The following is a 13,800-nucleotide window of genomic DNA, read 5'->3' on the forward strand; positions in this document are numbered from 1 at the left end:
ACCTGGTTCAGCTGCCGATCAATACGGGCAATTGTTGTCGGCGGTGTAGTCGTGCACCTGGACCTTGCCGGAGATGATGTCGGCCTTGGCCTTTTCGACGGCCGCCTTCATCTCATCGGTCACCAGCGCCTTGTTGTTGTCGTCCATGGCATAGTCGACACCGCCTTCCTTGAGGCCGAGATTCTCGAGGCCGCCCTTGAAGGTGCCGTTCTTGCCGTCCATGAAGGTGTTGTAGACGGCGACGTCGACGCGCTTCATCATCGAGGTCAGCACCTTGCCCGGCTGCAGGCCATTCTGGTTGGAGTCTACGCCGATGCCGAGCTTGCCTGCATCCGCAGCCGCCTGCAGCACGCCGACGCCGGTGCCGCCGGCCGCCGCGTAGACCACGTCGGCGCCCTGGTCGATCTGCGTCTTGGCGATCTCGCCGCCCTTGGCCGGGTCGTTCCAGGCGGCCGGCGTGTCGCCGGTCATGTTCTGGATGACGTCGGTAGCACCTGCCGACTTGGCGCCGCCGACATAGCCGCATTCGAACTTGCGGATCAGCGGGATGTCCATGCCGCCGATGAAGCCGACCTTCTTCGACTTCGACGCCATCGCCGCCAGGATGCCGACGAGATAGGAGCCTTCATTCTCCTTGAACACCAGCGAGCGGACATTGGGCAGGTCGACGGCATCGTCGATGATGGCGAAATTCAGGTCTGGATAATCTTTCGCGACCGCTTTCAGCGCGTCCTCCCAGGCAAAGCCGGCCATGACGATCGGGTTGCGGCCGTCCTCGGCGAAGCGGCGCAGCGCCTGCTCGCGCTGCGAGGCGTTGGAGACTTCGAACTCGACATAGGCGACGCCGGTTTCCTTCTTGAACTTCTCGGCGCCGTTATAGGCGGCCTCGTTGAAGGATTTGTCGAACTTGCCGCCCAGATCGTAGAGGATGGCCGGCTGCACATCTGCGGCGAAAGCCGGAAGAACCATTGCGGTTGCGGCCAGAAGGCCGAGAACGATACGTTTCATGTGATCCACACCCTGTCGGTTATTTTTCCGTTTTGCACCGCCTGCCAGCCCGGTTCTCCGGCAGGCTGGCGACGCCAGGCAGGAAGTGTTCTCCCCTCCCGCTCGCGGTCAATCTGGCACGGCGCGAAACAAAATTCACGTGGAATTTTGACCTGTTGGAAAAAGCGGTTACCGGCGGTTGGGCTCGGCGACTTCACCGTAGCCGTCCGTCCGCAACAGCTTCAAAACAAGGGCCTTCAGGGAGTTGGTGCGAATTCTGCGCCGCGGCGCTTGCGCCGGTAGCCGATGGCGTAGAGCAGGAAGGCAAGCACCGCGAACACCGCAAAACCGGGTTGCGCGAGCACCCAGGCGGCGGCGCCGTCCCAGACCAGCGGGCCTGCCTTGGCGCGCACGAAAGTCTCGAATGCCGCGCGGGTGTCAGGCGAGACCGCGAGCCAGCTTGCGTTGAGCGGCGTCATCACCAGCGAGGAGGCTGCGACCGAGCGTGTGGTGTCGATCACCGCCATGATGACGGAAATCGACAGCGCAACCATGGCTGCCAGCCGAAAGATGAAACGCAACATCGACGCTCTCCCCGGGAACGCTCCGTCTACCCCGCAACCGACATAGAGCGTGCGTGGTTCCCGCGCAATCGCGGCCCCATGAAATTGACACCGTGAAATTAGCGGGCCGGCGCCGTTCTGCGCCGGTTCACCCGCCAGACGGCGAAAATACCGCCGGCGACCGCGCCCACGATCAGGCCGCCCAGGCCGATAAAAGCCGCGAAAAATCCACAGGCGCCCTCGAAGCAGCTCATATGCGTCAGGTCGGCGATCAGCGAACCGGCGAAGAACCCGCCGAATGCGCCGATCACGCCGCCAAGGATGATGCCGAGCAGCGCGGCAAGGATCGAGACGAAGACCGGCGGACGCTCAGTCTCCGGATTGGCATAGACGGTCTCGGAGCCGGCGCCATTCCGCAGGAGGTAGATACAGAGCAGGCCAATGGCGATCTCGGCCACGGTGAAGCCCAGCGCCTCTACCGAGAAGACGAAGGCGTAGGACACATAGGCCTGGCGCAGGACGAGCCAGATGATGATGGCGACCTGCCAGATCGTGTAATGGCGAGGAAAGCGGGCCGAGCGGTTGAAGGCAAGCCCAAGCAGGTACAAACCCCACAGGATGGTGATCACGCCGCCAGCCAAGCCGCCATAGACGAGCAGGAATGCATTTTCCGGCAGGCTGAAATCGCCGATCAGCCGCCAGTTCGCGATCAGGCCGTAGGCCGACAGGCCCATGACGATGACGAGCCAGGCCACCGGGACGAAGGAAAGCCCGCTATCCGGCCGCCCCGCGGGTTGCTGGTCGATCGACGCCATGCCAGGACGATGCCCCTCGCCCGAACAATTCCTGGAAAGGCACGTGGCTGCTTTCCGTCAGGAACTGCAAAAACTGAACCGGCAACTCCAGGGAAGCTCGCAACCGTTCCAACCGGGATTGCATGAAAACAAAGAGTTCGGGCAGTCGACAGCCGCGCGGAGCCGAAGTCAAGCACAGCCAGTTGGGAGCGGCCGGCCTGTGCACATCATTCGAACGCTTCGGCCCTCCTGAACACACGGCTCTGCCCTTTTCACGGCAAAAGCCGCGGCAATGCCATTATGGCTTGGCATTCGCTTTCGGATCGACTAGATGAGCCCCGCGCCTGTTTGCCTAGACGGCTACCGGTGCCGGGAAGGTTGTCCGCCGGTTGAAGGCAACTATATGTCCGTTGTGGACTTCCCATGGGAGCATCTCCCCAACCCGCGCGGCGAAACCGGCCGGCGCGAGATGTCAACGACGGAGAGGTGGCCGAGTGGTTGAAGGCGCACGCCTGGAAAGTGTGTTTACGGGAAACCGTAACGCGGGTTCGAATCCCGCTCTCTCCGCCATAAACTTTCATGATATTTCAGCCCGCGCGCGCAGCGCCTCAGGAACGGTCGCGCGGATTTCCAAATGAAGGATCGCGCCGGCGCGTGTAGCCATTCACGCGCGGCAACCCGTCATCCATGACGATGAAGGGCAAGCGCATTTCCCAATAGGCCTGGGCTTGCGGCGCAAACCTCTCGGGCGCGTCCATGAAACCGGCCGAAACATAGAATTCGTCCGGAAGGCCCTGATCGGCATAGCCGATGGACGTGCCGCATTTTTCGCAGAACGATCGCACCACGCCTCTGGTTTTGGAGAATGTCTTGGGGCTCGCACCCATCCATCTCACCTCGTTTGGCCGATATCCGATCCAGATCGTCAGCGGACTGCCGATCGCCCGCCGGCAATCGTCATCGTGATCGAAGCAGATCCAGAAAGGCTCCCCGGTAAACTCTGCTGAAACCTTGCCGCAGAAACAGCGGCCTTGCTCGATACGAATCATCGGGTGGTTAACCTCCGGGACCTGTTGTCGAAAAACTCTACGTTGCGCGGCCACCATCCCTCTGTTCACACCGGCCAGCGCTCAATGGCCGCTTCCATGCTCGACCAGGTGATATCTGAAACGATCGCGCACGAATTCGTTGAAGAATTGCCCTTTTGAGAACGCCGCCTTGAAAGCCGTGTAGATCTCGGGTCCGACGTCCTCATAGTCATAGCGCTTGCCAGTTGGGACGAACCATACCGAAAGGACCCGCTTCGACCGATCGTAATGGATATTCCGGATCGCGGTGGAAGGCATGTGCCGCCTCCTGGTTTCCCCCTTAATCCTTCGTGCGCCTCTGGGTTCCATCATGCCTGGACCGGCCTTGCAGAAGCGGTCTCATTGCCTATGTGATCCGCATGTCATCAGCCAGGAACCGGACCGGCGGGGGCGCTTTCCAAGGCGATCTCTTCGGCGCGCCTGCCAGCGCGCCGCCCGCACCCGAAGGCTTCTCCTATCAGCCGGACCTGATTACCCGCGACGAAGAGCATGCGCTGATCAGTCAAATCCAGGACCTGCCCTTCAAGCCGTTCGATTTTCACGGCCATCTTGCCAACAGGCAGGTCGTCGGCTTCGGCCTGCGCTATGACTATGAGCGCCGCCAGGTGCTCGAAGCGCCGCCGATTCCGGACTTCCTGTTGCCGCTTCGCGTCAAGGTCGCCCTCTTCGCCGGCGTCCCGGCATCCGAATTCGCGCAGGCGCTGATCAATGAGTATCGCCCGGGCGCCGGCATAGGCTGGCACCGGGACAAGCCGCATTTCGAGCTCGTCGCGGGCGTTTCGCTGCTGGCGCCCTGCAGCTTCCGACTGCGCCGCAGGAAGGGCGCGGCATGGGACCGTGAAACGATCGAAGTCGAGCCCAGGTCCATCTATCTCATGGCCGGGCCGGCGCGGAACGAGTGGGAGCACTCCATCCCGCCTGTCGAACGCCATCGCTATTCGGTGACGTTCCGGACAATGCGGGCTCTTTAGGCAGTCGCACCGGCGACCATCCGGGAACCATCGCCGGGCCCCGGGGTTGTGTCGTCAGATTTCGAGATCGAAAGGAAAGACGATGCGTATGTTGACGATGGTCCTGACGCTGTCGGCAATGGCATTGGCGCAGGCGGCTTCCGCTCAACGCGCCGATCCGCAGCCGCCGCAAGCCCTGCCTCCCGCCCAGGAGCCCATCCCCGGCCAGCCCCAGCCCGRCCAGGACGATGCCGCCCAGAACGTCACCAATATCGTCGTGGTGGCGATGGAGGACCTGCCTTCGGAAGTGAAGGCGCAGGCCGAAGCCATAGTCACCAGGACGACCGCCAAGGAACTGGCCAAGCTGCAAAGCTCGGTCGACGCCTCCCCCGAGGCGACGTCGGTTCTGCATGCGAACGGGCTGAATTCCTCGCAGGTCGTCGCCGCCAACATCGACGGTGACGGCACGCTGACGCTGATCATTCAGACGACGGCCTGACTAAAGCATGTCTCCCGAAAGCGGGAACCGGTTTCGGGACTAAAGACATGCGTAGAATCAAGAACCTAAAGCGCAGGGAGCGAATCTGAAAGATCGCGACGCGCTTTAGGGGCATGACCCGGCCGAATGGCGCTGACGGCCGCGGTTCGTATTCGATCCTCACTCTTGCGGAGGCCGTCATGACCGAAGCCGCAGTCCGCAACTTCACGCTCAACTTCGGGCCGCAACACCCTTCGGCRCATGGTGTGCTCAGGCTGGTGCTGGAGCTGGACGGCGAGATCGTCGACCGCGCCGATCCGCATATCGGCCTGCTGCATCGCGGCACCGAGAAGCTCATCGAATACAAGAACTACCTGCAGGCCCTGCCCTATTTCGACCGGCTCGATTATGTCGCGCCGATGAATCAGGAGCATGCCTTCTGCCTCGCCGCCGAAAGGCTGCTCGAACTGTCCGTTCCGCGGCGTGGCCAATTGATCCGCGTGCTGTTTTGCGAGATCGGCCGGCTCTTGTCGCACCTTCTCAACGTCACCACGCAGGCCATGGACATCGGTGCGCTGACGCCGCCGCTCTGGGGTTTCATCGAGCGCGAGAAGCTGATGGTTTTCTATGAACGCGCATCCGGCGCCCGCATGCACGCGAATTATTTCCGCGTCGGCGGTGTGCATCAGGACCTGCCGGAGGATCTGCTCGACGACATCTGGGATTTCTGCGATCCGTTCCTGAAGGCATTGGGCGATCTCGATGAACTTTTGACCGAAAACCGTATCTTCAAGCAACGCAATGTCGATGTCGGCGTGATCTCGCTCGATGACGCCTGGGGCCTGGGTTTCTCCGGCCCCATGGTGCGCGGCTCGGGCGCCGCCTGGGACCTGCGCAAGGCGCAGCCCTACGAATGCTATCCGGAGATGGATTTCGACATCCCCATCGGCAAGCACGGCGACTGCTACGATCGCTATCTGGTGCGCATGGAAGAGATGCGCCAGTCGGTGCGCATCATGCGGCAATGCCTGGAAAAGCTGCGCTCGGCCGATGGCCGGGGTCCGGTCGCCGTGCCGAACCAGAAGATCACGCCGCCGCCGCGCGCCACCATGAAGCGCTCGATGGAAGCGACGATCCAGCATTTCAAGCTCTATACCGAAGGCCACCGCGTGCCCCCCGGCGAAGTCTATGCGGCGGTCGAAGCGCCGAAGGGCGAGTTCGGCGTCTATCTGGTCTCGGACGGCAGCAACGTTCCCTATCGCTGCAAGATACGCGCGCCCTCCTTCGCCCATCTCCAGGCGATGGATTTCCTCTCGCGCGGGCATATGGTGGCGGATGTCGCGGCGATCATCGGCTCGCTCGACATCGTCTTCGGCGAGATCGACCGCTAGAGCAATTCCAGGAAAAGCGCGCATCGGCTTTCCGTCGGGAATTTGCGTGAAAACAGGAGGCTCGGGCGGCTCTGCGCGAAACGCTGAACCACTCTGTTGAACCACTCCAGAGAGGGAGCGCGGAGAACCGGTCAGGACTCCACCGCTCCCATCAAGGTCTGATCGGTCGCGATTGCATGCATCGCGGCCGTCGCTAATGCATGAACACCGCTCTCAACCAGGCAAGAATACCCGCGCCCGGAGAGATCGCCGCGCGCACGCGCGATGCCGCCCAGCGGGCCGGCATGTTGGCGCCGACATGGCAATGGCAGACGACCTCGTGCAGCTGCCAGTCGCTCATCTCGAAGAAGCGCTTGGCTTCACCGTAAGTGTCGTCCTGCAGGCCTTGCGCGCGAAAGATCGGATCCTCGAAAGCGACGGTGATCGCCGATCCGTCCGTGCGCATCCTTTGACGCACATCGGGCGAAGCGTATTCGGTCCCCGTCAGCGCCGTGAGGCGGCGGCCGGGGTTTTGTTCGAGGAGTTGCGCCCAGCGCTCGAGGCGCTGGCCCCGATTGGCGATGAAAGCCGGCGCTTCGGCATGAACGTCGGCAACGGCGTTGATTTGGTCAAGGGTTTGGTGCTTCACGGCCGTCTCCTTGTACAGGCACAATTGGCCACCCGCTGACAATGGAACTAAGGCACGGCCAGTCGCCGGCAAGAGCTGAAACAGGCGCGCGGAATCATTTGATCGCCACTTGCCGTCGTGGCGCGGCGCGGTCGTGTTGGAACCATCCGTGGGCATGGCCGTTCTGCCAGCTTGCGCTGCCGCGCGCTCCCGACGAAGCGTCTGAATGCGGCGGCGACCGCACCATCGTTTCAGGGCGGGCAGCAGATTCCGGGTTTTGGATCGCAGCAAAGCTCGTCGGGCGCAGAGCGGAAGGAAAACGCGATGGCCATTCTCCCCAATCCGGACCCATCCCCCACCCCGGTGCCTACGCCGCCGCCGATCCCGGAGCCGAAGCCGATGCGCGAGCCGGATCCCGACCGGTTGCCCGACGAGGAGCCGATCCCCAATCCCGACGAGAATGACGCGCCCCCCAAGCATTCCGCAACCGGGCGGCGCCGGCGCTGACGGCCTTGCGGGAGGCGCGCCGATGCGCCTCCCGAGCCACCATCATTCCCCGCGCATCGTCGCCTGGAAGGCGGGCAGGTGCTTCTTCTGCGCCTCGATCATGCGCTCGCGGTAGACGCCGTAGATGACGTCGGTGTCGTGCAGCGTCACGCCCGCGATGGTCGGCGAGGCGAAGACCGGCAGCTCGATGCCGCGCTTCGACAATTGCTCGGCGGTGCGCGCGAGCAGCTCATGCGCCATGATCATCGCCAGCACCGTCGAGGACCCCGCCACCGGGCGGCTCCAGCCTTCGATCGGCACCACCGCGTCCTCGATCGGCGAGCAGGTGTCGATGACGAGGTCGGCGGCGTCCGCCAGCCTTTTGCCCGAGGAATGCGTGGCCGGCTTGTCGAGATTGTTCTTGCTGGTGACGGCGACGACGAAGATGCCGCGCTTCTTGGCATAGAGCGCGGTGTCAATGCCGGACGAATTGCGGCCGCTATGGCCGAAGATGATGATTGAATCGCCCTTGTTCAGCGGCTGGTGGTCCAAGAACTTCTCGGCGTATTTCTCCGTCCRCTCCAGCCACAAGAGCTCGCGCACGCCGCCGGCGCCGAGCACGTTGTGCCACATCACGCGCGGGTCGGTCAGCGGATTGAAGCCGACGAAGCTGCCATAGCGCGGGAACATCTCCTGCGCCGGCAGCACCGAATGGCCCGAGCCGTAGAGATGGACCAGCCCGCCATTTTGCAGCGTGTCGGCGAACCGGCTTGCCGCCTCGCCGAAGGCTTCCGAATTGGCCTTCGATGCCTGTTCGATGAGGGCGACGAGACGGGGGATGTAAAGATCGGACACTTCGGTACTCCTGTTTGATCGTGTCAGCTTCTGGTGTTCGGGAGGCGGCCGGCGCGCAGCGTCGAGCGTATCTCGTATCGGTCGCCGCGCATGACGGAGACGGTGAATTCGAACGGGCCGCGCTCGTCGATGGTGATGCGCTCGACGACGAAGGCGGGACTGCCCGCGGGTAGGTCGAGCAGCTCGGCGTCGGCGACGCTGACGGCGCCGACGCGATAATTCTCGCGCGCCTCGACCGGCACGATGCCGTATTGCCGCTCCAGCGCCTCGTAGAGCGAGCCCTTGAGCAGCCCGGCATCCAGGAAGCCCGGCACGCGCGCCGCCGAAAGCTGCGCGGTCTGAATGCCGATCGGTTCGTTGTTGCCCAGCCGCAGGCGCCGGATCCGCACGATGGGATCGCCCTCCTCGATCTCCAGCGCGCCGGCCGCAGCCGCATTGGCAGTGGTCAGGCTGCAATCGAGCAGGCGCGAGCCGGCGACCACGCCGATATTGCCCATTTCCTGCGTGAAGGAGGTGAGCTCGCGCGTGCCGGCGACCAGCGTGGCCGAGCGCACGAACGTGCCCCTGCCGTGCTCGCGCCTGAGCAGCCCGCTTTCCTCCAGGTTGCGCAGCGCGTGGCGCAAAGTGATGCGGCTGACGCCGAACAAGGCGCAGAGCCGGTCCTCGGCCGGGATCTGGTCGCCGGTTGCCCACTCGCCGCTCTTGACGATGGCGCGGATCGCCTCCTCGACCTGATACCAGAGCGGCTCGGGCCGCCTGCGGTCCGGCTGCTGAAAGCTCGCTTCGCTCATCGGATCTGCCTCCACCCGCTTCCCGCCTGCCCGGCAAGCGCGGCACCGACCAGGCCGGCGCGGGAGCCGAACAATCCAGGCTTGAGTTCGATGCCGCGCAGATGCGGCGGCAATTGACGCCGAAGCGCCGCAAGCAATGGCGGCGCGATCACATCCAGAGCATCGGCAAGGCCGCCCGAGACGAGGATGACGCCCGGATCGAGCAACCCCACGGCGCCGGCGAGCGCCGTGCCGAGCTGGCGCGCCGGCACCTCGAGCAGGGCCTGCGCGGCAAGCTGGCCTGCCTTGGCGGCTGCGATCAGCTGGCGGCTGTCGGCCAGTCCGATCTGCGCGGCAAGGGCGTCCAGCGCACGACCGGAGGCGACACGTTCCAGCCAGCCGCTGCGCTCCTCGCCGTGGTCCTTGATGTCGGCGCTGGCCCAGCCGAAGGAGCAGGCGCCGCCGTGCGCGCCGGCGACGATGCGACCGTTGGCCAGCACCGCCGAGCCGATGCCTGTGCCGATGGCCAGCAGGATTGCATCGGATACGTCCTTGGCCGCGCCTTGCGCCGCTTCCGCCAGAAGCGCGATCTGCGCGTCGTTGCCGACCGCCACGCTCATATCTCGGAACAGCGCCGCGATATCGACGCCATCGAGCCAGGGCAGGTTCGGGATCCAACGGCAGACCGACCCTTCAGTCAGGCCGGGCACCGCAAGCCCGAGCGCTTTGGCTTCGCCTGCGGCCGCAAGCGCGCCAACGCGCGCGGCGAACGCGTCAAGGCTTGCCGGCGCCGGCTCGCGGACCTGCGGCGCAAGGACGCCGATATCGCCGGTATGGACGGTGGCGCGCAGATTGGTGCCGCCGAGATCGATGGCGAGAATCGGTGTCATGTCTCGCGGCTCCGATCGGCGGGCGGCGCGAACAGTCCGCTGCCGGCATTCCAGGAATGCGAGGCCGCCGCGAAGGCCTGCGCATGGCGCGTGCCGCGCAGGCAGCCGCGCAGCCGGTAGAGTGCGCTGTAATAGTCGACATAGGGAAAGCTGCTCAGGCCCCGCGCCAGCTCATACTCCATCACCGCCTCCTGCCAGGCGTCGAAGCCGGCGCTGACGTCGACGAGATGCTCGGGGCGGAAACCTTCGTCGTCCTCCCAGTTCTCGCCGAAGAGCAGAAGCTGCGGCGTATGCGCGGGATGGGCACGCTTCAGCGTCGGCAGAGCAGAGAAGAAAATGCCGGTCTGCGTGAGCTGCGCCGCCGCGCGATGGTCCTTGTGCCAGCTGCCGTGCCAGTGCGTGATGACAATCTCCGGCTGCACCCCGCGGATGACGTCGCAGACCTGCAAGGCGGTCGCGTTGTCATTGGGCAGGAAGGCGTCGCGCAGCTTCATGTTGCGCATCGAAACACCGAGCCGCGCGGCGGCCTTCGCCGCCTCGTCCTCCTTCTGCGCCGAATAGTGCTCCGGAATCAGGCAGGGATGGCCCTGCTCGCCCATCGACAGATGCAGGAAGGTGACCTGGGCTCCATTCTTGGCGGCGGCCGCCGCAAGAGGCCCGGCGATGACCTCGGCGTCGAAGGCATGCGCCCCGACGACCAGGATCGAGCGCGCGGCATAGACCTTGTCCTCGATCATTTCATGCCTCCCCCGGCGCCGACGCCCTCGCGAATCTGGCGCGCCAGCAAACAATACATGATCAGGATCGGCGCCATGGAGATCGCCAGCGAAGCGAACACCAGGCCCCAATCGGTGCGGAACTGTCCGACGAACACGCTGATGGCCAGCGGCACGGTCTTGTAGCGGTCGTCGAAGATGAAGATCAGCGGGAAGAAGAAATCGTTCCACACCGCGATCGCCGTGAAGATGGCGACGATCGACACCGCCGGCTTCACCATGGGCAGCACGATCTGGAACAGGATGCGCGTCTCGCCGGCGCCGTCCATGCGCGCCGCCTCGTCGAGCTCGGACGGCAACACGCGCATGAAATTGGCGAAGATGAAGACGGCGAAGGGAATGCGGATCGCCGAATAGACGAGGATCAGCCCGGTGAGCGAGTCAAGCAGGCCGAGGGAGCGCATCAGCGTGAACAGCTCGACCGAGGCCAGCCGGATCGGCAGCATGATGCCGGACAGGAAAAGGCCAAGCATGATGCCGTTCCAGCCGAGCCTGTAGCGGCTGAGCGGATAGGCGGCCATGGCCGAGACGATGATGGTGAGGACCACCGCGCCGCCGGTGACGATCAGGCTGTTGACGAAGTTGTGGCCGAGATCGGCCCGCGTCCAGGCGCGGACGAAATTGTCGAACGCCCAGCTCTGCGGCAGGCCGAGCCGGTTGTCGTAGATCTCGGCTGTCGTCTTGAAGCAGGAAACGATGAGGATGTAGAGCGGCAGCAGCACCGCCGCCGTCCAGGCCAGCAGGATGGTCCAGCCGGGCAATTGCGCGAGCCTCTGCGGAATTGCCAATGTTTGCTGACTGGGCGGCGTGTTCATAGCTCGACCGTCCGCTTGTCGAAGAAGCGCAGCATCAACAGCGTGCCGATGCTGAGGATCAGGAACAGCATCGTGCCGAGCGCCAGCGCCAGTCCGATGTCGGTGATGCCGACCGCGCCTTCCGCGCCGAAGGCCAGACGGTAGAAATAGGTCACCAGCGTGTCGGTGGCGTAGCTCGGATTGCCCTGCACCCCCTGCATCACATAGACGATATCGAACTGGTTGAAGGTGTTGATGAAGGAGAGCGTCGTCAGCGTGCCGAGCGCCGGCATCAAGAGCGGCAGCGCTATCGCATAGAGCATGCGCGCATTGCCGGCGCCGTCGAGCTTCGCTGCTTCGAACACCTGCGGCGAGATTTGTCTCAAGCCCGCCGTGTAGATCAGCACCGGCAGGCCCATCCAGTTCCAGGCGTCGACGGCGATCAGCATGCCGAGCGCGGTGTGGCTGTTGCCGAGCACGGTCAGGCTGCCTTGATGCAGGCCAAGCCCGTTCAGCGCCCATTCGACGATGCCGCCCGGCGCCAAGAGCAGCCGCCACAGCGCGCCGACGATGACGGGGCTGAGCACCGCTGGGAAGAAGAACACCGACTGGAAGAAGGCAGCGCCCCTGCCACGCAGGAAAAGCAGCCAGGCGAACAAAAGGCCGAGCCCGTTCTGCAGCACCATGATGCCGAAGAACCACACGACGTTGTGCCAGAGCGCGCCGTAGAGCCGCGCCCCGCTCGGGAACACGAAGAGCCGCGAGAAGTTTGCCAGCCCCGCGAACTCCTGCATGCGCAGCCCCTTCCAGGTGAAAAAGCTGCCCCACAGCGACAACAGCAGCGGATAGAGCACGAACAGCCCGTAGACGGCCAAGGCCGGCAGGATGAACAGCACCGCCATGCGCTGCTGCGTGCGCTGAAGGCTGGTCGTGCGGCGGGGCTTGATCATGCGCTGCGTTCTGTGGGGCAGAGATGTCGGCCGTCTGACGGCCGGCCGGCACTCCCTACTGCTTTGGTTTGAACCAGGTGGCGACGGCGGCCTGCATGTCCGCCGCCAGCTTCTCCGGCGTGACATTGCCTTCGACCATGTCGATGATCTCGGATTGCAGCACCGAGGAAGCCGTCGGCGTCTGCCAGCGGAAGCCGACCAGCGTCAGATATGGCGTCGAGTTCTTCGCCATCTCCATCATCTTGGACAGAACCGGATCTTTCACCGTGACGTCGGTGCGGGCCGGCGGCCAGCCGAGCTCGTCGGCGAAGGCCTGCGCGAATTCGGTCGAGGCCATGTAGTTCAGCACCTTGGTCGCCGCTTCCTTGTTCTGGCTCTCCGAGACCAGACCGTAGGAGCCGTCCGAGAAGGCCGAGGTGTAGAGCTTGGTCGAGGCGTCGTCGGCCGGGAACGGGAAGATCGAGAATTTCAGCTTCGGGTTCTGCGACTTGAAGCTGCCGTTCTCGAACGAGCCGCCGAAGAACATTGCCGCCTTGCCGCCGATGAACTGCTGCGTCGCGGTGGTGTAGTCGATGCCCGCGAAACCGTCGGAGTAGTAAGGCTTCAGCTCGGCGAAGCGCTTCAGCGCCGCGACATAACGCGGGTCCTCGAAGGTCGCCTTGCCGCTCATCATCTCGTCATAGAAGCCGGGACCGTAGAGCGTCGGCCCGATGACGCCGACGCCGATCTCCAGCTCCCAGGCCGAGCCGTTGGCGCCGCCATTGGCGATCGGCGTAATGCCGGCCGCCTTGAGTTTTTCGCAGGCGGCGACGAAGTCCTTGTAGGTTTTCGGGATCGCGATGCCTTGCGCGGCAAAAATCTCCTCGTTGTAGAAGACGCCCATCATCGGCACCGAATAGGGCACGCCGTAGAGCTTGCCGTCGGCGCGGCCGCGCGCGCCGCCAAGGGCCGCATCCGGCATGTTCTTCAGTTCGGTTACGCTGTCGTCGAGCGCGTCGACATAGCCGCCTTCGATGAAAGGCTGCAATTCGCCATAGGCCTTGAGCTGCGCGATATCGGGTCCGCGGCCGCCGCGCAGCGCCGTGCTCAGGCGGTTCTGGTAGTCGGCGTCGGGCGTGAACTGGATATCGACCTTGATATCGGGGTTCTTCTTCTCGAAGGCCTCGAAGATGCGATGCATCGCGGCCTCGTCCTCGGTGCGCCAACTCCACAGCGTCACCGTCGAGTCGGCGCGGGCCGGCAGCGTCGTAATGGCGCCGGCGCAAGCTACGGCAACGCCGCCGATCAGGCCGAGCGCGGCGCGCCGGTGGATGGAAAGCATGCTCATTACCAGTTCTCCCATTGTTTCGGTTTTGCGGCTCGAACGGCAAGCAGCCCGGAGGCGGTCGTCTGCTTTTTCGTAAAGTCATTATAACGACATG

Annotated in this window: 17 protein-coding genes and 1 tRNA gene; 5 read left to right on the top strand and 13 right to left on the bottom strand. The window is 64.2% G+C overall.

Annotated features, from left to right (window positions below):
- Nucleotides 1-18 precede the first annotated feature (18 nt).
- The 3 genes from LCM4577_RS06085 to LCM4577_RS06095 form a co-directional block, all read right to left on the bottom strand.
- Entirely contained in the window at nucleotides 19-1,008 is a 990-nt protein-coding gene (locus tag LCM4577_RS06085) for a BMP family protein (protein ID WP_040990191.1), read from the bottom strand.
- A 236-nt stretch (nucleotides 1,009-1,244) separates the two neighbouring features.
- Nucleotides 1,245-1,571, bottom strand: a complete 327-nt coding sequence (locus tag LCM4577_RS06090; RefSeq protein WP_071032806.1) for a hypothetical protein — start codon at nucleotides 1,569-1,571, stop codon at nucleotides 1,245-1,247.
- 98 nt (nucleotides 1,572-1,669) lie between these two features.
- Nucleotides 1,670-2,365, bottom strand: a complete 696-nt coding sequence (locus LCM4577_RS06095) for a DUF2569 family protein (protein ID WP_071032805.1) — start codon at nucleotides 2,363-2,365, stop codon at nucleotides 1,670-1,672.
- A 459-nt stretch (nucleotides 2,366-2,824) separates the two neighbouring features.
- On the opposite strand from LCM4577_RS06095, the gene LCM4577_RS06100 reads away from it, so the two are divergent.
- Nucleotides 2,825-2,914, top strand: a tRNA-Ser gene (locus tag LCM4577_RS06100).
- Between the two features lie 38 nt (nucleotides 2,915-2,952).
- Here LCM4577_RS06100 and LCM4577_RS06105 read toward each other — a convergent pair.
- Nucleotides 2,953-3,450: a GFA family protein gene (locus LCM4577_RS06105; protein ID WP_244508230.1), complete on the bottom strand. Its 498-nt coding sequence runs from the start codon at nucleotides 3,448-3,450 to the stop codon at nucleotides 2,953-2,955.
- A gap of 24 nt (nucleotides 3,451-3,474) precedes the next feature.
- Nucleotides 3,475-3,690, bottom strand: coding sequence for a KTSC domain-containing protein (locus LCM4577_RS06110; protein ID WP_040990195.1), 216 nt, complete (start codon nucleotides 3,688-3,690; stop codon nucleotides 3,475-3,477).
- A gap of 101 nt (nucleotides 3,691-3,791) precedes the next feature.
- Here LCM4577_RS06110 and LCM4577_RS06115 point away from each other — a divergent pair, with 101 nt between their 5' ends.
- From LCM4577_RS06115 to LCM4577_RS06125, 3 genes are all read left to right on the top strand, one after another.
- Nucleotides 3,792-4,403 carry an alpha-ketoglutarate-dependent dioxygenase AlkB gene (locus tag LCM4577_RS06115; protein ID WP_071032801.1) on the top strand — a complete coding sequence of 204 codons (612 nt, stop codon included), beginning with the start codon at nucleotides 3,792-3,794 and terminating at the stop codon, nucleotides 4,401-4,403.
- Nucleotides 4,404-4,485: 82 nt separating this feature from the next.
- Nucleotides 4,486-4,881, top strand: a complete 396-nt coding sequence (locus tag LCM4577_RS06120; RefSeq protein WP_071070217.1) for a hypothetical protein — start codon at nucleotides 4,486-4,488, stop codon at nucleotides 4,879-4,881.
- A 179-nt stretch (nucleotides 4,882-5,060) separates the two neighbouring features.
- Nucleotides 5,061-6,251: an NADH-quinone oxidoreductase subunit D gene (locus tag LCM4577_RS06125; protein WP_071070611.1), complete on the top strand. Its 1,191-nt coding sequence runs from the start codon at nucleotides 5,061-5,063 to the stop codon at nucleotides 6,249-6,251.
- A 193-nt stretch (nucleotides 6,252-6,444) separates the two neighbouring features.
- Here LCM4577_RS06125 and LCM4577_RS06130 read toward each other — a convergent pair whose 3' ends face one another.
- Nucleotides 6,445-6,879 carry a hypothetical protein gene (locus tag LCM4577_RS06130; RefSeq protein WP_071033149.1) on the bottom strand — a complete coding sequence of 145 codons (435 nt, stop codon included), beginning with the start codon at nucleotides 6,877-6,879 and terminating at the stop codon, nucleotides 6,445-6,447.
- A 303-nt stretch (nucleotides 6,880-7,182) separates the two neighbouring features.
- Here LCM4577_RS06130 and LCM4577_RS06135 point away from each other — a divergent pair, with 303 nt between their 5' ends.
- Entirely contained in the window at nucleotides 7,183-7,365 is a 183-nt protein-coding gene (locus LCM4577_RS06135; RefSeq protein ID WP_040990423.1) for a hypothetical protein, read from the top strand.
- 42 nt (nucleotides 7,366-7,407) lie between these two features.
- Here LCM4577_RS06135 and LCM4577_RS06140 read toward each other — a convergent pair whose 3' ends face one another.
- The 7 genes from LCM4577_RS06140 to LCM4577_RS06170 are packed head-to-tail and all read right to left on the bottom strand — an operon-like array spanning nucleotide 7,408 to nucleotide 13,706.
- The gene (locus tag LCM4577_RS06140) at nucleotides 7,408-8,199 is read right to left on the bottom strand and encodes a sugar isomerase domain-containing protein (protein WP_071070219.1); all 792 of its coding nucleotides are present in this window, start codon (nucleotides 8,197-8,199) and stop codon (nucleotides 7,408-7,410) included.
- Nucleotides 8,200-8,222: 23 nt separating this feature from the next.
- Nucleotides 8,223-8,990 (bottom strand): GntR family transcriptional regulator, encoded by a 768-nt coding sequence (locus tag LCM4577_RS06145; RefSeq protein ID WP_071032795.1) that lies wholly within the window; start codon nucleotides 8,988-8,990, stop codon nucleotides 8,223-8,225.
- Nucleotides 8,987-9,859 carry an ROK family protein gene (locus LCM4577_RS06150; protein ID WP_071032792.1) on the bottom strand — a complete coding sequence of 291 codons (873 nt, stop codon included), beginning with the start codon at nucleotides 9,857-9,859 and terminating at the stop codon, nucleotides 8,987-8,989. Before LCM4577_RS06150 ends, LCM4577_RS06145 begins: the two co-directional genes overlap by 4 nt.
- Nucleotides 9,856-10,596, bottom strand: a complete 741-nt coding sequence (locus tag LCM4577_RS06155; protein WP_040990207.1) for a PIG-L deacetylase family protein — start codon at nucleotides 10,594-10,596, stop codon at nucleotides 9,856-9,858. Before LCM4577_RS06155 ends, LCM4577_RS06150 begins: the two co-directional genes overlap by 4 nt.
- Nucleotides 10,593-11,450, bottom strand: a complete 858-nt coding sequence (locus LCM4577_RS06160; RefSeq protein WP_071070221.1) for a carbohydrate ABC transporter permease — start codon at nucleotides 11,448-11,450, stop codon at nucleotides 10,593-10,595. Before LCM4577_RS06160 ends, LCM4577_RS06155 begins: the two co-directional genes overlap by 4 nt.
- Nucleotides 11,447-12,379, bottom strand: a complete 933-nt coding sequence (locus LCM4577_RS06165) for a carbohydrate ABC transporter permease (RefSeq protein WP_071070223.1) — start codon at nucleotides 12,377-12,379, stop codon at nucleotides 11,447-11,449. The genes LCM4577_RS06160 and LCM4577_RS06165 overlap by 4 nt, the downstream gene beginning before the upstream one ends.
- A gap of 55 nt (nucleotides 12,380-12,434) precedes the next feature.
- Nucleotides 12,435-13,706, bottom strand: a complete 1,272-nt coding sequence (locus LCM4577_RS06170) for an extracellular solute-binding protein (protein ID WP_071070225.1) — start codon at nucleotides 13,704-13,706, stop codon at nucleotides 12,435-12,437.
- Between the last annotated feature and the right edge of the window lie 94 nt (nucleotides 13,707-13,800).

Source organism: Mesorhizobium sp. LCM 4577, from assembly GCF_001854795.2.
Classification (GTDB): Bacteria; Pseudomonadota; Alphaproteobacteria; order Rhizobiales; family Rhizobiaceae; genus Mesorhizobium; species Mesorhizobium plurifarium.